Annotated in this window: 21 protein-coding genes; 19 read left to right on the top strand and 2 right to left on the bottom strand. The window is 71.3% G+C overall.

The window, feature by feature from the left end:
- Window positions 1-9 precede the first annotated feature (9 nt).
- The 4 genes from IF64_RS0110205 to IF64_RS0110190 all read left to right on the top strand — a co-directional run bounded on the left by IF64_RS0110205 (window position 10) and on the right by IF64_RS0110190 (window position 3,866).
- Complete coding sequence (locus tag IF64_RS0110205) at window positions 10-618, top strand: shikimate kinase (protein WP_246134695.1); 609 nt, start codon at window positions 10-12, stop codon at window positions 616-618.
- Window positions 618-1,736: a 3-dehydroquinate synthase gene (aroB, locus tag IF64_RS0110200; RefSeq protein WP_030531809.1), complete on the top strand. Its 1,119-nt coding sequence runs from the start codon at window positions 618-620 to the stop codon at window positions 1,734-1,736. The genes IF64_RS0110205 and aroB overlap by 1 nt, the downstream gene beginning before the upstream one ends.
- Entirely contained in the window at window positions 1,733-2,161 is a 429-nt protein-coding gene (aroQ, locus tag IF64_RS0110195) for a type II 3-dehydroquinate dehydratase (RefSeq protein ID WP_030531808.1), read from the top strand. The genes aroB and aroQ overlap by 4 nt, the downstream gene beginning before the upstream one ends.
- A 472-nt stretch (window positions 2,162-2,633) precedes the next feature.
- Complete coding sequence (locus IF64_RS0110190; RefSeq protein ID WP_425468471.1) at window positions 2,634-3,866, top strand: family 43 glycosylhydrolase; 1,233 nt, start codon at window positions 2,634-2,636, stop codon at window positions 3,864-3,866.
- A gap of 48 nt (window positions 3,867-3,914) precedes the next feature.
- Here IF64_RS0110190 and IF64_RS28135 read toward each other — a convergent pair whose 3' ends face one another.
- A complete protein-coding gene (locus IF64_RS28135) occupies window positions 3,915-4,706 on the bottom strand; it encodes a B-4DMT family transporter (RefSeq protein ID WP_169741936.1) in 792 nt (263 codons plus the stop codon).
- Window positions 4,707-4,775: 69 nt separating this feature from the next.
- On the opposite strand from IF64_RS28135, the gene IF64_RS0110180 reads away from it, so the two are divergent.
- Genes IF64_RS0110180 through nusB form a run of 3 tightly spaced genes read left to right on the top strand, consistent with a single transcriptional unit; the run spans window position 4,776 to window position 6,954 of the window.
- Window positions 4,776-5,897, top strand: coding sequence for a M24 family metallopeptidase (locus tag IF64_RS0110180; RefSeq protein ID WP_030531805.1), 1,122 nt, complete (start codon window positions 4,776-4,778; stop codon window positions 5,895-5,897).
- A gap of 38 nt (window positions 5,898-5,935) precedes the next feature.
- Window positions 5,936-6,493, top strand: a complete 558-nt coding sequence (gene efp, locus IF64_RS0110175) for an elongation factor P (protein ID WP_030531804.1) — start codon at window positions 5,936-5,938, stop codon at window positions 6,491-6,493.
- Window positions 6,490-6,954, top strand: coding sequence for a transcription antitermination factor NusB (gene nusB, locus IF64_RS0110170; RefSeq protein ID WP_030531803.1), 465 nt, complete (start codon window positions 6,490-6,492; stop codon window positions 6,952-6,954). Before efp ends, nusB begins: the two co-directional genes overlap by 4 nt.
- A 79-nt stretch (window positions 6,955-7,033) precedes the next feature.
- On the opposite strand, the gene bldD is transcribed toward nusB, so the two are convergent.
- Entirely contained in the window at window positions 7,034-7,522 is a 489-nt protein-coding gene (bldD, locus tag IF64_RS0110165) for a transcriptional regulator BldD (protein WP_003096372.1), read from the bottom strand.
- A 259-nt stretch (window positions 7,523-7,781) separates the two neighbouring features.
- On the opposite strand from bldD, the gene pyrR reads away from it, so the two are divergent.
- The 12 genes from pyrR to IF64_RS26530 form a co-directional block, all read left to right on the top strand.
- On the top strand, window positions 7,782-8,387 hold the full coding sequence (gene pyrR / locus IF64_RS0110160) for a bifunctional pyr operon transcriptional regulator/uracil phosphoribosyltransferase PyrR (protein ID WP_030531802.1): 606 nt from the start codon (window positions 7,782-7,784) through the stop codon (window positions 8,385-8,387).
- Window positions 8,388-9,323 (top strand): aspartate carbamoyltransferase catalytic subunit, encoded by a 936-nt coding sequence (locus IF64_RS0110155; RefSeq protein WP_030531801.1) that lies wholly within the window; start codon window positions 8,388-8,390, stop codon window positions 9,321-9,323.
- Window positions 9,324-9,506: 183 nt separating this feature from the next.
- Window positions 9,507-10,820 carry a dihydroorotase gene (locus IF64_RS0110150; RefSeq protein ID WP_030531800.1) on the top strand — a complete coding sequence of 438 codons (1,314 nt, stop codon included), beginning with the start codon at window positions 9,507-9,509 and terminating at the stop codon, window positions 10,818-10,820.
- Complete coding sequence (locus IF64_RS0110145; protein WP_030531799.1) at window positions 10,820-11,323, top strand: PH-like domain-containing protein; 504 nt, start codon at window positions 10,820-10,822, stop codon at window positions 11,321-11,323. Before IF64_RS0110150 ends, IF64_RS0110145 begins: the two co-directional genes overlap by 1 nt.
- Complete coding sequence (gene carA, locus IF64_RS0110140) at window positions 11,320-12,444, top strand: glutamine-hydrolyzing carbamoyl-phosphate synthase small subunit (RefSeq protein ID WP_030531798.1); 1,125 nt, start codon at window positions 11,320-11,322, stop codon at window positions 12,442-12,444. The genes IF64_RS0110145 and carA overlap by 4 nt, the downstream gene beginning before the upstream one ends.
- Window positions 12,444-15,785, top strand: a complete 3,342-nt coding sequence (gene carB, locus IF64_RS0110135; protein ID WP_030531797.1) for a carbamoyl-phosphate synthase large subunit — start codon at window positions 12,444-12,446, stop codon at window positions 15,783-15,785. The genes carA and carB overlap by 1 nt, the downstream gene beginning before the upstream one ends.
- Window positions 15,782-16,657 carry an orotidine-5'-phosphate decarboxylase gene (pyrF, locus tag IF64_RS0110130; protein ID WP_051757697.1) on the top strand — a complete coding sequence of 292 codons (876 nt, stop codon included), beginning with the start codon at window positions 15,782-15,784 and terminating at the stop codon, window positions 16,655-16,657. Before carB ends, pyrF begins: the two co-directional genes overlap by 4 nt.
- A gap of 341 nt (window positions 16,658-16,998) precedes the next feature.
- Window positions 16,999-17,316, top strand: coding sequence for an integration host factor, actinobacterial type (mihF, locus tag IF64_RS0110125; protein WP_030531795.1), 318 nt, complete (start codon window positions 16,999-17,001; stop codon window positions 17,314-17,316).
- Window positions 17,313-17,966 carry a guanylate kinase gene (gene gmk / locus IF64_RS0110120; RefSeq protein ID WP_030531794.1) on the top strand — a complete coding sequence of 218 codons (654 nt, stop codon included), beginning with the start codon at window positions 17,313-17,315 and terminating at the stop codon, window positions 17,964-17,966. Before mihF ends, gmk begins: the two co-directional genes overlap by 4 nt.
- 75 nt (window positions 17,967-18,041) lie before the next feature.
- Window positions 18,042-18,317, top strand: a complete 276-nt coding sequence (gene rpoZ / locus IF64_RS0110115) for a DNA-directed RNA polymerase subunit omega (RefSeq protein WP_030531793.1) — start codon at window positions 18,042-18,044, stop codon at window positions 18,315-18,317.
- 183 nt (window positions 18,318-18,500) lie between these two features.
- Entirely contained in the window at window positions 18,501-19,754 is a 1,254-nt protein-coding gene (gene coaBC, locus IF64_RS0110110; protein WP_051757692.1) for a bifunctional phosphopantothenoylcysteine decarboxylase/phosphopantothenate--cysteine ligase CoaBC, read from the top strand.
- An 86-nt stretch (window positions 19,755-19,840) separates the two neighbouring features.
- On the top strand, window positions 19,841-19,954 hold a 114-nt coding region (locus IF64_RS26530; protein WP_157575510.1), incomplete at its 3' end, for an S-adenosylmethionine synthetase N-terminal domain-containing protein.

Below are 19,954 nucleotides of genomic sequence, written 5' to 3'. Positions count from 1 at the left end.
ATGGGCTCAATGGGCGCAACGGGCGCAACGGGCGCGATGGGCGCAACGGGTGGGACGGACGGACCGATCGTCGTCGTGGGACCGCCGGGATCCGGCAAGACCACCGTCGGCCGGGTGCTGGCGGAGCGGCTCGGCGTGGCGTTCGCCGACGCCGACGCCGACATCGAGGCCGGCCAGGGCCGCACGATCAGCGACATCTTCGCCGAGGACGGCGAGGACGCGTTCCGGGCCATCGAGGAGCGCACCATCGCCGCGACCCTCGCCGACCACGACGGCGTGTACGCCCTGGGCGGCGGTGCGATCCTGTCCGAACGCACCCGCGCACGGCTGCGTGAGCACACCGTCGTCTTCCTGAACGTGGGCATGGCCGAGGGGGTGCGCCGTACGGGGTTGTCGAGCGCCCGTCCGCTGCTGGCGGGCGTGAACCCCCGCGCCACCTACAAGGCCCTGCTCGACGCCCGGCTGCCGTTGTACCGCGAGGTCGCCACCTGTGAGGTGAGCACCGACGAGCGCACCCCGGACGACATCGCCGCCGAGGCACTGCGCTGCATCGACGAACGCCACCGGAGCTCGGGTGGGAACCCGAGCACGGACCCGAGCACTGTGAGGAGCACGTGATGACCAGCGATCCGGTCCGCATCGGGGTGCGCAGCGGGCGGCCCTACGAGGTCCTGGTGGGCCGCGGCCTGCTGGGCGAGCTGACCAACACCGTCCACGACGCCTCCACCGTCGCGCTGATCCACCCGCCGACCCTGACGACGACCGCCGAGGCGGTCCGCGCCGAACTGGCCGAGGCCGGTCTCGACGCGCATCGGGTCGAGATCCCGGACGCCGAGGACGGCAAGGCACTGAAGGTCGCCGACTTCTGCTGGGACGTGCTCGGTCAGATGGGCCTGGACCGCAGGGGTGTCGTCGTCGGACTCGGCGGGGGAGCGGTCACCGACCTCGCCGGCTTCGTGGCGGCGACCTGGATGCGCGGCGTGCGGCTGGTCAACGTGCCCACGACGTTGCTGGGCATGGTCGACGCCGCGGTCGGCGGCAAGACGGGCATCAACACCGAGGCGGGCAAGAACCTCGTCGGCGCGTTCCACGAACCGACCGCGGTGCTGGCCGACCTCGCCACGCTCGACACCCTGCCGCCGAACGAGCTCGTGGCGGGGATGGCCGAGATCGTCAAGGCGGGTTTCATCGCCGACCCGCAGATCCTCGACCTGATCGAGGCCGACCCGGCCGCGGCCGTCGACACGCAGGGCGAGGTGCTCGGCGAACTTGTGCGCAGGGCGATCCAGGTGAAGGCCGACGTGGTGTCGGCAGACCTGCGCGAGGCGGACCTGCGCGAGATCCTCAACTACGGCCACACCCTGGGCCACGCGATCGAGCGGCGCGAGCGGTACCGCTGGCGGCACGGTGCGGCCGTGAGCGTCGGACTCGTGTTCGCCGCCGAACTCGCCCGCCTCGCGGGCAGGCTCGACGACGCCACCGCCGATCGGCACACGACCGTCCTGCACGCACTGGGACTGCCGACGCGCTACGACGCCGACGCGCTGCCGCAACTGATCGACAACATGCGTTCGGACAAGAAGACCCGTTCCGGCACGCTCCGGTTCGTCGTGCTCGACGGACTCGCCAAGCCGGGCAGGCTCGAAGGCCCCGACCCGGCGCTGCTGGCGGGTGCCTACTCGGCGATCGCCTCCGACGACCAGCCCTCGACGGGCGGCGGAGGGCTGCTGCTGTGAGGGTCCTCGTCCTGAACGGGCCCAACCTGGGCAGGCTGGGCACCCGCGAACCCGACGTCTACGGGTCCGCGACCCACGACGACCTCGTGGCACTCTGCACGTCCACCGGTGAGCAACTCGGACTGGATGTGGAGGTGCGCCAGACCGACCACGAGGGCGAGATGGTCGGGTGGCTGCACGAGGCGACGGACCTGGGCGCGGCGGTCGTGCTCAACGCCGGCGCGTGGACGCACTACTCGATCGCGGTCCGCGACGCGGCGGCCCAGTTGCGGGGCCCGCTCGTGGAGCTGCACATCTCCAACGTCCACCGCCGTGAGTCGTTCCGGCACCACAGCGTGTTGTCCGACATCGCGACGGGTGTGCTGGCCGGATTCGGCGTCGACGGTTACCGCCTGGCACTGGAGTGGCTCGCGAAGCAACCGTGATCACCGACCGGGTGACGTCGGTCGTACACTGAGCGTCCACCCGCGTGAGGGCGCGTGCCGCGGCAGGGGAGGCGCGCGAGCGTCGGGGGAGGGACGGAGGTTGGTCGGCGCCATGCACGAACGCCGTGGTCGGAGACCGCGACGCGGTCGCGGTGACCGGCTCTCGCCCGACCTGCCCACCGACGATCGGCTTCCGGTCGGCCGGCGGAGTCGTGGCCGCCGCGGCGTGTCCGTGGGAGCCGCGCTCGCCGGAGCCGCCCTGGTCGTCTCGTGCACGCCGAGCGACGCCGAGATGGCGGGCGATCCCCTGGGCGGAGGTTCCGGCCGGCCGCAGGCCGAGACCCAGCACACCGACCCGGTGCGCCTCGAGACCGATCGCGATCGGCGCAGTCACCGCGTGGTCGCCGCCGGAGGCGCCGACGCACCGTACAACTACGGCCCCACCGTCATGCAGGACGGCGACACGACGCGGATGTGGTGGTGCAGCCAGTACGGCAGTGCGCGGCCGGCCGGCGATGACATCCTGCACGCGCAGTCGGCACGCCTCGACGGCCCCTTCCGGGCGCCGGGCGGCGGTATCCCGGAGGCCGTGCTGTCGGGGTCGCCGGGCTCGTTCGACGGCAAGCACACGTGCGATCCCTCGGTGATCCGCGTGGGCGGGGTGTACTACCTCTACTACACCGGCGCCGCGGGCAGTCATGACCACGGCAACGCCGTCGGCCTGGCCACCAGCACCGACGGCCGGACGTGGAAGCGGGTCGACGAGCCGATCGTGCGCGCCGCGCACGACACCACCCGCGACAACACCTACGGCGCCGGTCAGCCCGCGGCCGTGCACGTGGACGGCTGGTTCTACCTCATGTTCACCGACACCACGGGCGCGGCGGCCGGGTGGAACGGGGCGGGGCAGTTCGTGCTGCGCGCACAGGAGCCGACCTTCTCCGGCACCGTGCAGGCGCTCGGCCCCGACGGATTCGCCGACGTCGACAGCCCCGAGGCGCCCCGCGAGCACTCGGTGGTCGACGCGTTCAGCGCCGATCTGATGTGGATCGACGCCATGGACGCCTTCGCCATCGCGCACCAAACCGACGACGGCACCACGCTCACCTTCTGGAACCGCGACTTCTCCGCCCGGCCGTACGAACCGGTGGTGCTGTCGGTCCCGTGGGAGGAGGGCCCCGGCCTGGTGCGCACACCGGAGGGGCACGCGCGGATCTCGCCCGAGGATCCCTGTGGCCGCGTGCCGCTCGACGTCGTGCAGGCCACGCGGGTCGGCAAGGCCAAGGCGCCCACCGACCTGCGGCGGTTCGGGGTCGACGCCACCGGGTTCGACGGATGCGGCACCGAGGACGGTGCGCTCGCCGCGCTGGACGGGTTCACGATGCCGTCGCCGGAACGCACGATGGACGTCGTCGCCGACGGGCGCGTGCTGCGGGTCGAACGCAGGTCGGTGGCGGAGGCCCTGACGTCCGGAATGGTCGACGAGCGGCCGGAGGCCCTCGCCGGCACCGCCGTCGCGGGACGGCTGCCCGCCGGAGCGCGTGCCGTGGAATCGCCCGAGGGGAGGGGTTTCCTCGTCGGCCGCACCATCTGGCCGGTCGCCGACGGGGCGGCCGACGCGTTCGAGCTGAACGGCTCGGAGGTGGAGGAGATCACCTCCGACGAGTGGCGTTCCTACGCGCTCGGTTCGACGTTGGGCTCCTGAGGACCCCGCCGCGCGCCCGGCACGGCTTCCTCTGGCCGTCGGCGGGGGTCAGCGTGTGGTGTCGTCGGTGCCGCGTGGGGTGCGCGGGCTCGGCCGCGGATGACGGTAGGGCCGCGGCTTCGCCGTCATCACGGTCTCCTCCCGCTCGTCGGGCTTGGCGCGCGCGGGATCGGGGCCGGAGGGGATCTCGGCGACCGCGGGCGCCTTCCACGCATCGCCCTCCACACCGTCCGCGTCGCCCACACTGCCTGCGCCGTCCACACTGCCTGCGCCGCTGCCCTCGGGGTCGGCGTCGCGGCCGGCGGTGGCGCGGTGCCGGCGGGACCGCGTACGCGTGCGCCCCGACCGACGGGTGCGGCCGGTGGTCTCGGATCCGGAGTCGCCGGTGCCCGAATCGCCCGTGCGGGAGTCCTGCTCGGTCTCCTCCGGGTCGTCGTCCAGATCGCCGCCGGGCCGGGGCAGCCGCCCGCCCACGAGCAGTCCGACCGCCGCGGGCACGATGACCAGCAGCGCCGTGAACGCCGCTCCGCCGGTCAGGGCGGCGCCGAGCTCACCGGTGCCGGTCTGGTCGACCAGCGCCGCCTTGCCGATCACGCTCAGCACGCCCGCCAGCGGCCCGGCCACCAGTCCGGCGATGAACCAGGTGCGCCCGCTGTCGGGGCGCGAAGTCCAGCCGTCGAGCGCGCCCCACAGCGCGGCGGCCCCCACCAGCAGGGCGAGCGCGGCGGCGCGGGCGAACGTCGTGTCGCCGGGCTGGAACACGGCGATCTTGGCGAGTGCGACGGCCGCGGCGGCATGCAGCACCGCCATGCCGAGTGTGCGAAGGACCCAGGGCGCCATCGGGTCACTGTAACCGCACGGGGCAACCGGCCGGTCCCACCCGAGACGCTCGCTCCTAAGCTGCTCGCTATGTCCGTATCCTCTCCCGGCTCGCAGGCCGAGGCGCATCCCCGCCGCCGGGCGGCACTGCGCGAGCTCGTCGGCGCCGCCGACCTCGACGCGCTGCTGGTGACCGACCTGCGCAACATCCGCTATCTCACCGGCTTCACCGGCTCGAACGCCGCACTCCTGCTCCACGCGGGCGGCGAGCAGGACACCGTCTTCTGCACCGACGGCCGCTACACGACGCAGGCCGCCTCCGAGGTCCCCGACCTCACCACGGTCGTGGACCGGGCCAGCGCACGGGCGCTCGCGGCCACCGTGGGCGGCGACCGCTGCCGGTACGGCAGGGTCGGGTTCGAGAGCCAGTACGTGAGTGTCGAACAGGCCGCGGACCTGGACGAGGTCACCGGCGAGTCGGAGTTGCGCAGGAGCCCCGGACTGGTCGAGCGGTTGCGTGAGGTGAAGGACGAGGTCGAGATCGACGCGCTGCGGAGGGCGTGCGCGGCCGCCGACCGTGCGTGGGCGTCGCTGCTCGCCGTCGGGGGAGTGCGGCCGGGCCGGACGGAACGCGACGTCGCCCGCGACCTCGAGGCGCGCATGCTCGACGAGGGATCCGAGGCCGCGGCCTTCCCGTCCATCGTGGCGGCGGGTGCGCACTCGGCGATCCCGCACCACCGGCCCACCGACGCGGTGCTGCGCATGGGCGATCTCGTCAAGGCCGATTTCGGGGCGACCGTGGACGGGTACCACTCGGACATGACACGCACGGTCGTGCTCGGCGAACCGGCGGAGTGGCAGAAGGAGATCCACGACCTGGTCCGCGCCGCGCAGGAAGCGGGTGTCGCCGCGGCCGTTCCCGGCGCCGACACCGCCGAGGTGGACGCCACGTCGCGCCGCGTGATCGCCGACGCGGGGCGCGGCGCGGAGTTCCTCCACGGCCTGGGTCACGGCGTCGGCCTCGAGGTTCACGAGGCTCCGAGTCTGGCCACGACGGCCGCCGGTACACTGGCCGCCGGTATGGCGGTCACCGTCGAGCCCGGCGTGTATCTCGCCGGCCGAGGTGGAGTCCGCATCGAGGACACGCTCGTCGTGCGGGAGTCAGCTCCCGAGGTCCTCACCCTCAGCACGAAGGAACTCGTGGTCGTCTAAGCGCGCGGCCCGACCCCGACACAGGAGAACTCACACCAGTGGCCAGCACCAACGACCTGAAGAACGGCATGGTCCTCAACCTGGACGGCCAGCTGTGGTCTGTCGTGAACTTCCAGCACGTCAAGCCGGGCAAGGGCGGCGCGTTCGTCCGCACGACGCTGAAGAACGTGCTCTCCGGCAAGGTCGTGGACAAGACCTTCAACGCGGGCACCAAGGTCGACACCGCGACGGTGGACCGCCGCACGATGACCTACCTGTACAACGACGGCACCGACTACGTCTTCATGGACGGCGAGACGTTCGACCAGGTGTCGGTGTCGCCGGAGATCGTCGGCGACGCGGCGAAGTTCATGCTGGAGAACAGCGAGGTGCAGGTCGCGCAGCACGAGGGCGAGACGCTCTACGTCGAGCTGCCCGCCTCGGCCGAACTGACGATCGAGCACACCGACCCGGGCCTGCAGGGCGACCGCTCCACCGGCGGCACCAAGCCCGCCAAGCTGGAGACCGGTGCCGAGGTGCAGGTGCCGCTGTTCGTCAACACCGGCGAGAAGATCAAGGTCGACACCCGCGACGGCCGCTACCTCGGCCGCGTGTGAGCACCGCGGTGAGCTCCGAGTCCTCGTCCCGGCGCGGCGGCAGAATCAGCCGCCGCGCCGCGCGGCGCCGTGCCGTGGAACTGCTGTACGAAGCGGCGCAGCGCGAGATCTCCCCCGCGGCCGTCCTGCGGGATCACGTCGGTTCGCCCGAGGTCGACGTGGTCGCGGACTACACGTACTCGGTCGTCGAAGGCCTCGACGCGCATCAGGAGCGGGTCGACGAGTTGCTCGCCGAGCACGCACAGGGCTGGACGCTCGAGCGGATGCCGCCCGTCGACCTGGCGATCCTGCGGGTCGGCGTCTACGAGATGTTGTGGTCGGCCGACGTGCCCGACCCCGTGGCGATCGACGAGGCCGTCGGCCTGGCGAAGGAACTGTCCACGGACGACTCGCCGCGGTTCATCAACGGCGTGCTGGGCAGGATCGGCGGCATCGCCGACCGGCTGCGCGCCGTCCTCTGACCCGCGGCGACCCCGGCTCGCACAGCCCGGATCGACGAAACCGCCTGGTGCCGTTCGCGGCCCAGGCGGTTTCGTCGGTTCAGTCCTCCTTGGAGGGACGGGCCTCCGGCGGCAGCACTCCCCAGTCGATGAGCTGCTCGGTCAGTTCGCCCGGCGTCATGTCGTAGATGATCGCCAGCGAGCGCAGGTCCTCGGTCCGGATGGACAGGACCTTGCCGTTGTAGTCGCCGCGCTGGCTCTGGATGGTCGCCGCGTAGCGCGCGAGTGGCCCGACCTTCTCGGCGGGCAGCTGCTGGAGCCGCTCGAGGTTGATCACGATCTTCGTCGCGGGTTCCGCGCCCGACGGGACCCGACCCTCGGGCAGGAGCTCGACCACCGGCACGCCGTAGAAGTCGGCCAGCTCGGCCAGCTTCTGGACCGTCACCGCGCGGTCGCCCCGCTCGTAGGAGCCCACCACGACCGCCTTCCAGCGGCCGCCGGACTTCTGCTCGACTCCGTGCAGGGACAGGCCCTGTTGCTGGCGGATACCGCGGAGCTTGGCCCCGAGCGCCTTGGCGTAATCGCCCATGTGGTGGTTCTCCGTTTCTTCGCCCCGGATCGGCCCGGCTGACCGACAGGGAACTCGTGAGTCGAATACTCAGAGTAATGGTTACGCGTTGTCGTCACCAGGTCAAGGAGGTCATCGCACCCGGTGAGTTGTTTGCCACAGATGGACCACTCGATCGGGTAGCGCGTCACGGCTGCTACGGTCTGTGCCGGACCTCCTAAAGTAGGGGTTCGACATCCTTTAAAGACCCGTCCCGTGAGGCGGGAAAGGAGCTCTCACCGTGGCACCACCCCGTGGTGCGGCGGATCCGGTCGAGCGCGAGCTGCTCTCGGCCGGCGACGTCGCGCGCACCATCGCTCGAATGGCGCACCAAATCATCGAGAAGACCGCTCTGGCGTCTCCCGAAGGGGGCGCCGGCACCGCCGGCTCCGATGACCTGCCGCCACCGCCCGTCCTGTTGGGTATCCCGACGCGCGGGACTCCACTCGCCGATCGGCTCGCCGCGCGCATCGCCGAGTTCTCCGGCGTGAGCGTTCCCGCCGGCGCCCTCGACGTCACGCTCTACCGCGACGATCTGCGCCGTAAGCCCACCCGCCCGCTCGAGGAGACCGCGTTGCCGCCCGGCGGGATCGACGACCGGATCGTCGTCCTCGTCGACGACGTGCTGTTCTCCGGTCGCACCATCCGCTCGGCGCTCGACGCCCTGCGCGATCACGGACGTCCCCGCGCCGTGCAGCTCGCCGTGCTGGTCGACCGCGGACACCGGGAACTGCCGATCCGCGCGGACTACGTGGGCAAGAACGTGCCGACGTCACGCTCGGAGGACGTGTCGGTGTTGTTGGCGGAAACGGACGGCCGCGACGCCGTCCTGATCAGGGGGCAGTAGATGCAACATCTGCTCAGCACCGACGGCCTCACCCTGGACGAGGCCACGGCGGTGCTCGACACCGCCGACGAACTCAAGCGCACCCTGCTCGGACGTGAGGTCCGCAAGCTGCCGACCCTGCGCGGGCGCACGGTCATCACGATGTTCTACGAGAACTCGACCCGCACCCGCGTCTCGTTCGAGATCGCGGGCAAGTGGATGAGCGCCGATGTCGTGAACGTCTCGGCGGGCGGCTCGTCGGTCGGCAAGGGCGAATCGTTGCGCGACACCGCGCTGACGCTGTCGGCCGCCGGCGCCGACTGCGTGATCGTCCGGCACCCGGCCTCGGGCGCTCCGCAGCGGCTGAGTGACTGGCTCGCCGACACGCGCACCGCGGTCGTCAACGCGGGCGACGGCATGCACGAACACCCGACCCAGGCGTTGCTCGACGCCGCGACCCTGCGCGAACGGCTCGGCGCGATCGAGGGCAGGCGCATCGCGATCGTCGGCGACGTGCTGCACAGCCGGGTGGCGCGGTCGAACGTGCACCTGCTGGCCACGCTCGGCGCCGAGGTGGTGCTCGTGGCGCCGCCGACGCTGCTGCCGCAGGGCGTCGAGCAGTGGCCGGTGACGACCGCCTACGACCTCGATTCGCAACTGCCCACCGTGGACGCGGTGATGATGCTGCGCGTCCAGGCGGAGCGGATGCACGGAGGGTTCTTCCCGTCGGCGCGGGAGTACTCCGTGGCGTACGGGCTCAACGAGAAGCGGTTGGCGATGCTGCCCGAGCATGCGGTGGTACTGCACCCGGGGCCGATGCTGCGTGGGATGGAGATCGCCTCGTCGGTGGCGGACAACCCGCGGGCGGCGATCACCGACCAGGTGCGCAACGGCGTCCACGTGCGGATGGCGGTGCTGTACCACTTGCTGGCAGGAGACGGAGACCACCATGGCTGATACTCGTTGCTTCTTCCGGACATGGGGGTCGACCGGGTGCGGGTGTCCCGCAGGAGACGGAGACCACCATGTCTGATACTCGTTGCTTCTTCTGGACATGGGGGTCGACCGGGATGGGCCCCCGCTGCGGCACGCTTCTCCGCCGCAGTAGGGGAGGGTGTCCCGCAGGAGATGGAGACCACCATGTCTGATACTCGGCAGGCGGACGTTCTCATCACGGGCGCGCGGCCGTACGGCGAGGGCGATCCGGTGGACGTGCTCGTTGCCGACGGCGTGATCGCCGAGATCGGTGCGCCGGGCACGGTGGAGGCGCCCGAGTCGGCGGAGCGGATCGAGGCCCGCGGCCAGGTGCTGCTGCCCGGGTTCGTCGACCTGCACACGCATCTGCGGGAGCCGGGCCGCGAGGACACGGAGACCGTCGAGAGCGGCTCGCGGGCCGCGGCGCTGGGCGGGTACACGGCGGTGTTCGCGATGGCCAACACGGACCCGGTCGCCGACAACGCGCTCGTCACGGGCCATGTGCGCAGGCGTGGCGAGGAGGTCGGGCTCGTCGACGTGCACCCGGTGGGTGCGGTCACGGTGGGGCTGAAGGGGGAGCGGCTCGCCGAGATGGGCACGATGGCCGCCTCGGAGGCTCAGGTGCGGGTCTTCTCCGACGACGGGGTGTGCGTGGCCGATCCGCTGGTGATGCGGAGGGCGCTCGAGTACTCGACGGCGCTGGGTGTGGTCGTGGCGCAGCACGCGGAGGAGCCGCGGTTGACCCAGGGCGCGCAGGCGCACGAGGGCGAGCGTGCCTCGCGGCTGGGGTATGCGGGCTGGCCGTCGTCGGCGGAGGAGTCGATCGTCGCGCGGGACTGCATCCTGGCCAGGCACGCGGGTGCTCGACTGCACATCTGCCACGTCTCCACGACGGGTACCGTGGACGTGCTGACCTGGGCGAAGGAGCTCGGGGTCGAGGTCAGCGCCGAGGTGACCCCGCACCATCTGCTGCTCACCGACGAGCGGCTCGAGACCTACGACCCGGTCAACAAGGTCAACCCTCCGCTGCGCGCCGAGCGTGACGTCGACCGGCTGCGCCAGGCGCTGGCCGACGGTGTGCTCGACTGTGTCGCCACCGACCACGCGCCGCACGCGGAGCAGGACAAGTGCTGCGAATGGGGTGCCGCGCGGCCGGGCATGCTCGGACTGCAGACGGCGCTGTCGGTCGTGGCGCAGACGATGGTGCGGCCGGGGCTGCTCGACTGGCGCGGCGTGGCGCGGGTGATGAGTGAGCGGCCCGCGGAGATCGCGCGGCTGCCCGACCAGGGCAGGCCGTTGGCGGAAGGGGAGCCGGCGAACCTGGTTCTCGTCGACCCGGATGCCGAGTGGACCGTGCGGGGAGCGGAGTTCGCGAGCGTCTCCGAGAACACCCCGTTCGAGGGGATGCGACTGCCGGCCGTGGTGACGGCCACGCTGCTGCGTGGGCGGATCACGGCACGTGAAGGGAAGAGTGACTGATGGACAGGCTGTTGCTGACGCTGGTGTTCGTCGCGCTGCTGCTGCTGTGCGTCTACGGCATGTGGCGAGGCTGGCGACGACAGGCGCGGACGCAGAGCGTGCGCATCCCTCCGTTCCCGCAGCGGCCTGCCGATCCGGGCGCGCCGCAGCTGGAGACGACGGGGCTGTACGTGGCGACCACGTACGCCGGGCACTGGCAGGAGCGCATCGTGACGCGCGGCGCGGGGCTGCGCGGGCCGGCGACGTTGCGCCTGCACGCCGACGGGATCGACGTCGACCGCGCGGGCATGCCCGGGTTCTGGATCCCGCGCGCGGCGATCACCGCGGTGGCCACCGGTAAGGGCATGGCGGGCAAGGTCATGGGCACCGACAGCCTGTTGATCGTGACCTGGCGTGCCGGCGAGGGCGACGACGCGGTGGAGGTCGACACGGGCTTCCGCGCGGACGATCGCGGCGTGTATCCGGAGTGGATCGACAAGGTCAAGGGAGGTGCCCAGGTATGACCGGCACACGTACACCGGCCGCACTCGTGCTCGAGGACGGCCGCATTTTCCGGGGCACCGCCTACGGTGCTCAGGGTTCCACGCTCGGCGAGGTCGTGTTCTGCACGGGCATGACGGGCTATCAGGAGACGTTGACCGACCCGTCCTACCGCAGGCAGATCGTGGTGCAGACGGCGCCGCAGATCGGCAACACCGGGTGGAACGACGAGGACGACGAGTCGAAGCGCATCTGGGTCGCCGGTTACGTGGTGCGCGATCCCGCGCGCAGCCCGTCGAGCTGGCGTGCGACGCGCAGTCTCGACGACGAGCTGCAGGCGCAGGGGATCGTCGGTATCTCCGATGTGGACACCCGGACGCTCACCCGCCACATCCGCGAGCACGGCGCCATGCGCGCGGGCGTGTTCTCCGGCGACGGCCTGGCCGGACCGGACGAGATGATCGAGGCCGTGACCGCGAGTCCGGCGATGGCCGGTGCCGACCTCGCGGGTGAGGTGACGACGGCGAAGCCGTACGTCGTGCCCGCGGCGGGCCAGGCCCGGTTCCGGGTGGCGGCGCTGGACCTCGGGATCAAGTCGAACACGCCGCGGCGGATGGCCGAGCGTGGCATCGAGGTGCACGTGCTGCCCGCATCGTCCACGGTGGACGATCTGCTGGCGGTCGAGGCCGACGGGGTGTTCCTGTCCAACGGCCCTGGCGACCCGCAGACCCAGGACCACGCGACCGAGCTGACGAAGTCGGTGCTGGAGCGGGAGATCCCGCTGTTCGGCATCTGCTTCGGCAACCAGATCCTCGGCCGCGCGCTCGGGCTCGGGACGTACAAGATGCGGTACGGCCACCGGGGCCTCAACATCCCGGTGATAGACGCCGCCACCGGCAGGGTCGCCATCACCGCGCAGAACCACGGGTTCGCGCTCGAGGGCGAACCCGGCCAGCGGTTCGAGTCGCCGTTCGGTGCCGCTCAGATCAGCCATCACTGCCCGAACGACGACACGGTCGAAGGCGTCCGCTGCCTCGATGTGCCCGCGTTCTCCGTGCAGTACCACCCCGAAGCGGCGGCGGGGCCCCACGACGCCGACCCGCTGTTCGACGAATTCGTCTCGCTCATGGAGGCGCGGAACTGATGCCCAAGCGCACTGACATCGAGCACGTGCTCGTGATCGGCTCGGGGCCGATCGTCATCGGCCAGGCGGCCGAGTTCGACTACTCGGGAACCCAGGCGTGCCGTGTGCTGCGCCAGGAGGGCCTGCGAGTCAGCCTCGTCAACTCCAACCCGGCCACGATCATGACCGACCCGGAGTTCGCGGACTCGACCTACATCGAGCCGGTGACCCCGGAGTTCGTCGAGAAGGTCATCGCCGCCGAACGACCCGACGCGCTGCTGGCGACCCTGGGCGGGCAGACGGCGCTGAACTGCGCCGTGGCCCTGCACGACAACGGCGTGCTCGAGAAGTACGGCGTCGAGCTCATCGGCGCCGACATCGACGCGATCCAGCGCGGTGAGGACCGGCAGAAGTTCAAGGACATCGTCCGGCAGGTCGGCGGGGACGTGCCCCGCAGTGCGGTCTGTCATTCGATGGAGGAGGTCCGCGCGACCGTCGCCGAGGTCGGCCTGCCCGTCGTCATCCGCCCGTCGTTCACCATGGGCGGTCTCGGCTCGGGCATGGTGCACACCGAGGAGGAGATGGAGCGCCTGGCCGCGCTCGGGCTCGAGGAGAGCCCCGTGACCGAGGTGCTCATCGAGGAGAGCGTGCTCGGGTGGAAGGAGTACGAGCTCGAGCTGATGCGCGACGGCCACGACAACGTGGTGGTCGTCTGCTCGATCGAGAACGTCGACGCCATGGGCGTGCACACGGGCGACTCGGTCACCGTGGCCCCGTCGATGACCCTGACCGACCGCGAGTACCAGCGGATGCGGGACGTCGGCATCGACGTGCTGCGCGCCGTGGGCGTGGAGACCGGCGGCTGCAACATCCAGTTCGCGATCAACCCGGACGACGGGCGCATGGTCGTCATCGAGATGAACCCGCGCGTGTCCCGCTCCTCGGCGCTGGCGTCGAAGGCCACCGGGTTCCCGATCGCCAAGATCGCGGCGCGGCTCGCCATCGGCTACACGCTCGACGAGATCAGCAACGACATCACCGGCGAGACCCCGGCGAGCTTCGAGCCGACGCTCGACTACGTCGTGGTGAAGGTGCCGCGGTTCGCGTTCGAGAAGTTCCCCGGCGCCGATCCCGAGCTGACCACGACGATGAAGAGCGTCGGCGAGGCCATGGCGATCGGGCGAAGTTTCCCCGAGGCGTTGGGCAAGGCGATGCGGTCGATGGAGACCAAGCGCGTCGGGTTCTGGACCAGCCCGGACCCCGAGGGCGCGACGCTCGAGTCCACTCTGGACGAACTGCGTACGCCGCACGACGGCCGCCTCTACGCCGTGGAGCGCGCGCTGCGGCTCGGTGCCACGCCGGAGCAGGTGCACGAGGCCAGCGGCATCGACCCGTGGTTCATCGACCAGATCGCGTTGATCGGCGAGGTCGGGGCCGAGGTCCGCGACGCCCCGGTGCTGTCGGGCGAGCTGCTGCGCAGGGCCAAGCGGACGGGGCTGTCCGACCGGCAGATCGCGGCGCTGCGCCCCGAACTCGCGGGCGAGGCCGGGGTCCGTTCGCTGCGCCAGCGGCTCGGCGTGCACCCGGTGTTCAAGACGGTCGACACGTGCGCCGCCGAGTTCGCGGCGCGCACGCCGTACCACTACTCGGCCTACGAGTCCGATCCCGCCGCCGAGTCGGAGGTGACGCCCCAGCCGGACAAGCCGAAGGTGCTCATCCTCGGCTCCGGGCCCAACCGCATCGGCCAGGGCATCGAGTTCGACTACTCGTGCGTGCACGCCGCGCTGGCGCTGCGCGAGGCGGGCTTCGAGGCCGTGATGCTCAACTGCAACCCCGAGACCGTCTCGACCGACTACGACACCTCGGACCGGTTGTACTTCGAGCCGCTGACGTTCGAGGACGTGCTCGAGGTGGTGCGCGCCGAACAGGAGTCGGGCACGGTCGCGGGCGTCATCGTCCAGCTGGGCGGGCAGACTCCGCTGGGCCTGGCGCAGCGGCTCGCCGACGCGGGCGTGCCCGTGGTCGGTACGCCGCCGGAGGCGATCAACCACGCCGAGGACCGCGGCGCGTTCGGCGAGGTGCTCACCTCGGCAGGCCTGCCCGCGCCGAAGTTCGGCACCGCCACCTCGTTCGAGGGTGCCAAGCAGATCGCCGACGAGATCGGCTACCCCGTGCTGGTGCGCCCTTCGTACGTGCTCGGCGGCCGGGGCATGGAGATCGTCTACGACGAGCCCTCGCTCGAGAACTACATCGTGCGCGCCACCGAGGTGACGCCCGAACACCCGGTGTTGGTCGACCGGTTCCTCGACGACGCGATCGAGATCGACGTCGACGCCCTCTTCGACGGCGAGGAGCTGTTCCTCGGCGGCGTGATGGAACACATCGAGGAAGCGGGCGTGCACTCCGGTGACTCGGCGTGCGCCCTGCCGCCGATCACGCTGGGCCGTACGGACCTCGAGCAGGTGCGCCGCTCGACCGAGGCGATCGCGCGGGGTGTGGGCGTCCGCGGTCTGCTGAACGTGCAGTACGCGCTCAAGGACGACGTGCTGTACGTGCTCGAGGCGAACCCGCGGGCGTCCCGCACGGTGCCGTTCGTGTCGAAGGCGACCGCCGTGCCGCTGGCCAAGGCGGCGTCGCTGATCATGACCGGCTCGTCGATCAAGGACCTGCGTGGCCGCGGCGTGCTGCCGGCCGACGGTGACGGCGGAGACCTGCCGGTCGACGCGCCGGTGGCGGTCAAGGAGGCCGTGCTCCCGTTCCACCGCTTCCGCACCCCGGAGGGACACGGCGTCGACTCGCTGCTCGGCCCGGAGATGAAGTCCACCGGCGAGGTCATGGGGGTCGACACCGCGTTCGGCACCGCGTTCGCCAAGTCGCAGTCCGGTGCCTACGGATCGCTGCCCACCAGCGGCACCGTGTTCGTGTCGGTGGCCAACCGGGACAAGCGGTCGCTGGTGTTCCCCGTCAAGCGGCTCGCCGACCTCGGCTTCGAGGTGGTCGCCACGGAGGGTACGGCCGAGGTGCTGCGCCGCAACGGCGTGTCCTGCCGTGTCGTGCGCAAGCAGCACGAGGACGCCGTGACTCCCGCGGTCGCCGCCGGTGCGGACGCGGGGGAGAAGAACGTCGTGGAGCTCATCCTCGACGGCGGGGTCGACATGGTCATCAACACCCCGTACGGCAACAGCGGACCGCGGATCGACGGGTACGAGATCCGCAGCGCGGCCGTGGCCCGCGGCATCCCGTGTGTCACGACCGTGCAGGGCGCCTCCGCGGCCGTGCACGGCATCGAGGCGATGATCAGGGGAGACGTGGGAGTGCGTGCCCTGCAGAAGCTGCAGGCGGCACTGCGGGCCTCCTCGTGAGCGAACGGTTCGGGGCACGGCTGGCCCGCGCGATCACCGCGCGCGGGCCGCTGTGCGCCGGCATCGACCCGCACCCCGGCCTGGTGGCGGAATGGGGCCTGCCCGCCGACGCGAGCGGTCTCGAACGGTTCGCGCTGACCGCGGCGGAGGCCCTCGCCGAGCACGTCGCGATCGTCAAGCCGCAGTCGGCCTTCTTTGAGGCGTACGGCGCGAAGGGTGTGGCGGTCCTCGAACGCGTCATCGCGCGGTGCCGCGAGGCGGGCGCGCTCGTGCTGCTCGACGTCAAGCGCGGGGACATCGGCTCGACGATGGCGGCCTACGCCGAGGCGTACCTGTCCGAGGGGGCACCGCTGGCCGCCGACGCGGTGACGGTCTCGCCCTACCTCGGTGTCGGGGCGCTGGAACCGGCGTTCGCCACCGCGGCCGAACACGGCAGGGGGGTGTTCGTGCTGGCCCGCACGTCGAATCCGGACGGGCGGGCGGTGCAGACCGCCGACGCCGGCGGCATCTCGGTGGCCCAGTCCATTGTGGATCAGCTGGCCGAGCGCAACGCCGGAGCGGAGCCGGTCGGTGACGTCGGCGTCGTCGTCGGTGCGACGAACGTCCCGGGTGAGCTTCGCCTCGCTGGGCTGAACGGCCCAATTCTCGCGCCGGGTTTCGGGGCGCAGGGAGCCACCGCGGAGGATCTCTCCGCGGTGTTCGGAACGGCCCTGCCGGCGGTGCTTCCGGCCTCGTCCCGCGACCTGCTGCGGGCCGGGCCCGACCCGGCTTCGATGCGGGAGAGGCTGCGCGGCGTCCAGGCCGAACTGAGGCGGATCACGGCCGGTGCGCCGTGGGGTGAAGTGGGGGCCGGCCGGCCCGCGTCCGGTTAGCGTACGCGAACCGATCCCCAGGTCTACCGGGATGTTGATCTTGCACTAGGCTGTTCACCAAGATGGCGCGGCGGGGGTAGGTGGTGTCATCGTGTCCGCCGCCCGGGAGGCGGTTTTCCGGCTTGTGGCGATCGGGGAGGACGCCACGGGTAGGGTCTTCCCGGGTCGCGTGCCGCGGCCTCCAGTCGTGGCACGCCGGGCGCCGGCAGGCCGCACGGTCCCGGGGTTTCCCGGGTCTCACAGGCCCGCATTCAGCGCTCACCCCCGCATTGTGAGTCCAGGTCAGGGGTGGGTACGGTCGCCACACCCACCCAGAATTTTGAGTAATACCGGAGGAAAACGTGGCACTTCCCCAGCTCACCGAGGAACAGCGTGCTGCGGCGCTGGAGAAGGCCGCCGCCGCCCGTCGCGCCCGCGCGGAGCTCAAGGAGCGGCTCAAGCGCGGCGGTACGACCCTCGCTGATGTGCTGAAGCAGGCCGACGAGGACGAGGTGCTCGGCAAGATGAAGGTCTCCGCTCTGCTGGAGGCTCTGCCGGGCGTGGGCAAGGTACGTGCGCAGCAGACGATGGAGCGCCTCGAGATCGCGGCCAGCCGTCGTCTGCGTGGCCTCGGTGAACGGCAGCGCAAGGCGCTGCTCGCCGAGTTCAGCGGCGAGTGAGCGAGCAGCGACAGCGCGGCTCGAACCAGGCCGGCGTGCGCGGCGGCCGGAGGGCATCCGGTGAGCCGGTGTCGGGCACGACCGCCCGGCGCCGGCTCACCGTCGTATCGGGCCCGTCCGGGGTCGGAAAGTCGAGTGTGGTCAGTGAGCTGCGTGCCCTCGACCCGGACATCTTCTTCAGCATCTCGATGACCACGCGCGCACCGCGCGAGGGCGAGGTGGACGGAGCGCACTACCACTTCGTCGACCGTGCGACGTTCGACGCGATGGTGGCCGAAGGCCGCTTCCTCGAGCACGCCGAATTCGCGGGCAACTGCTACGGCACGCCCCGCGAGCCGGTGGAGCGGGCCCTCGAGGCCGGAAGGCCGGCCGTGCTCGAGATCGAACTCCAGGGCGCCAGGCAGGTCCGTCAGGCCATGCCGGACGCGCAGCTGGTCATGCTCCTGCCGCCGTCGTGGGGCGAGCTGGTCGACCGGCTGACCGGGCGCGGCACCGAGGCGATCGAGGCCGTGCAGGCCCGTCTCGGGGAGGCCGAGCGCGAACTGGCCGCTGCCAGCGAGTTCGACGCGCAGGTCGTCAATGCCGATGTGAAGACGGCCGCACGCGAGTTGTTAGACTTGGTCAACGGTGCGTCCGGCTCCCCGGACTGACCCGGGGTGCCGCCCGGTGCCCATTGATTTCCGACTGATTCCCGACACCGACGCTTTCGCAGATTCGGAGCAGTAGTGACCGCGTTCACGTTGGGCCCGCAGAGCGAGCAGCTCGAGGGCATCACCAACCCGCCCATCGACGACCTGCTCGACAAGGTCAGCTCGAAGTACGCGCTCGTGGTCTACTCGGCCAAGCGTGCGCGCCAGATCAACGACTACTACGCGCAGCTCGGTGAGGGCCTGCTCGAGTACGTCGGCCCGCTCGTCGAGCCGGGTCCGCGCGAGAAGCCGCTGTCCATCGCGCTCCGCGAGATCCACGCAGGCCTTCTCGAGCACACCGAAGGCGAGTGACGACGGCTCGGCCGGCCTTCCACGGCGTCCACGGCCCGGCTCGGGGTACCGCATCGCGGGTACCCGAGCCGGGCCGCGTCGTGTCCGGGGTGGGCCGAACCGTCGCACCGGGCGGTGTGGAGCGCGGCCGCGTGTCGACGCGCACGTTGCTTTCCGCCGCCCTCGGCCGTAGGACGTACTGATATGAAGCGGATCGTTCTCGGGGTCGGCGGTGGCATCGCGGCCTACAAGGCCTGCGAGGTTCTGCGCGGACTCACCGAAACCGGCCACGACGTCCGTGTCGTGCCGACCGAGGCAGCCCTGAACTTCGTCGGGGCCGCCACGTTCGAAGCCCTCTCCGGTCATCCCGTGCACACGGGGGTCTTCACGGCGGTGCCCGAGGTGCAGCACGTGCGCATCGGGCAGGATGCCGACCTCGTCATCGTCGTGCCCGCGACGGCCGACCTGCTCGCCAAGGCGGCCCACGGGCTTGCCGACGACCTGCTCACCGGAACCCTGCTCACCGCCCGGTGTCCCGTGGCGTTCTTTCCCGCCATGCACACCGAGATGTGGGAGCACCCCGCCACCCGCGACAACGTCGCCACGCTCCGGTCGCGCGGCGCCGTCGTGGCCGAACCGGCCTCCGGCAGACTCACGGGCGTCGACAGCGGCAAGGGCAGGCTCGCCGACCCGCGCGAGATCGTCGACCTCGCGCGGCTCCTGCTGGCCCGCGGCGACGCGTTGCCCCGCGACCTCGAGGGCCGCCGCGTCGTCGTCTCCGCCGGCGGCACCCGCGAACGCCTGGACCCCGTCCGCCACCTGGGCAACCGTTCGTCCGGCAAACAGGGCTACGCGCTCGCGCGGGTGGCCGCGCAGCGCGGCGCGCACGTCACGCTCGTGTCTGCGCACACCGACGCCCTGCCCGCACCCGCCGGTGCCGACCTCGTTCCGGTGTCGAGCGCGGCCGAACTGGGCGCCGCGGTCGATGCCGCCGCGCGGGATGCCGACGTCGTCGTCATGGCCGCCGCCGTCGCGGATTTCCGGCCCGTGGGCGAGGTGGACCACAAGATCAAGAAGAGCGACGACGCCCCGGATCCGGTGATCGAACTCGCCCGGAACCGCGACATCCTCGCCGATCTCGTCCAGCACCGCCGCGACGGGCAGATCGTTGTCGGATTCGCGGCCGAGACGGGGGACCCCCACGGCAGTGTCCTCGACCATGCGCGGGCCAAGCTCAAGCGCAAGGGCTGCGACCTGCTCGTCGTCAACGCCGTCGGGGACGGCAAGGCGTTCGAGACCGAGGACAATACGGGGTGGTTGCTGGCCGCGGACGGCGCCGAGGAGCGGATCCCGCTGGGCGCCAAGTCGGAGCTGGCGGCCACGGTGTGGGACGCCGCCGCTCGACTGCTCGGGGTGGACCCGGCCGACGCCGCGGACCCTGTCGCCGACCAGGGGTGACCGGCGACGTCTCACATTCCAGGAAACGGGTGCTGCCGCCGATAGGGTGAAGGCGTCCTGACCGAAGCGAGAGGTAGGTGCCATCCGTGCCCGTCCAGCGTCTGTTCACCAGTGAGTCCGTGACCGAGGGTCATCCGGACAAGATTTGTGACGCGATCAGTGACACGATTTTGGATGCGATGTTGTCGCAGGATCCGCGG

This window comes from Prauserella rugosa (genome assembly GCF_000719975.1).
GTDB lineage: Bacteria > Actinomycetota > Actinomycetes > Mycobacteriales > Pseudonocardiaceae > Prauserella > Prauserella rugosa.
The sequence above is the reverse complement of the archived record's forward strand: the minus strand, read 5'-3'. Positions and strand labels throughout refer to the sequence as shown.

Bases quoted from the DNA above. Each gene is read 5' to 3' on its own strand.
- coaBC (WP_051757692.1), top strand. From the start codon at position 18,501: ATGAAGCGGATCGTTCTCGGGGTCGGCGGTGGCATCGCGGCCTACAAG.
- aroB (WP_030531809.1), top strand. From the start codon at position 618: ATGACCAGCGATCCGGTCCGCATCGGGGTGCGCAGCGGGCGGCCCTAC.
- IF64_RS0110150 (WP_030531800.1), top strand. From the start codon at position 9,507: ATGTCTGATACTCGGCAGGCGGACGTTCTCATCACGGGCGCGCGGCCG.
- IF64_RS0110190 (WP_425468471.1), top strand. From the start codon at position 2,634: ATGTGGTGGTGCAGCCAGTACGGCAGTGCGCGGCCGGCCGGCGATGAC.
- IF64_RS28135 (WP_169741936.1), bottom strand. From the start codon at position 4,706: ATGGCGCCCTGGGTCCTTCGCACACTCGGCATGGCGGTGCTGCATGCC.
- carA (WP_030531798.1), top strand. From the start codon at position 11,320: ATGACCGGCACACGTACACCGGCCGCACTCGTGCTCGAGGACGGCCGC.
- IF64_RS0110145 (WP_030531799.1), top strand. From the start codon at position 10,820: ATGGACAGGCTGTTGCTGACGCTGGTGTTCGTCGCGCTGCTGCTGCTG.
- IF64_RS0110180 (WP_030531805.1), top strand. From the start codon at position 4,776: ATGTCCGTATCCTCTCCCGGCTCGCAGGCCGAGGCGCATCCCCGCCGC.
- carB (WP_030531797.1), top strand. From the start codon at position 12,444: ATGCCCAAGCGCACTGACATCGAGCACGTGCTCGTGATCGGCTCGGGG.
- bldD (WP_003096372.1), bottom strand. From the start codon at position 7,522: ATGGGCGATTACGCCAAGGCGCTCGGGGCCAAGCTCCGCGGTATCCGC.
- IF64_RS0110155 (WP_030531801.1), top strand. From the start codon at position 8,388: ATGCAACATCTGCTCAGCACCGACGGCCTCACCCTGGACGAGGCCACG.
- IF64_RS0110205 (WP_246134695.1), top strand. From the start codon at position 10: ATGGGCGCAACGGGCGCAACGGGCGCGATGGGCGCAACGGGTGGGACG.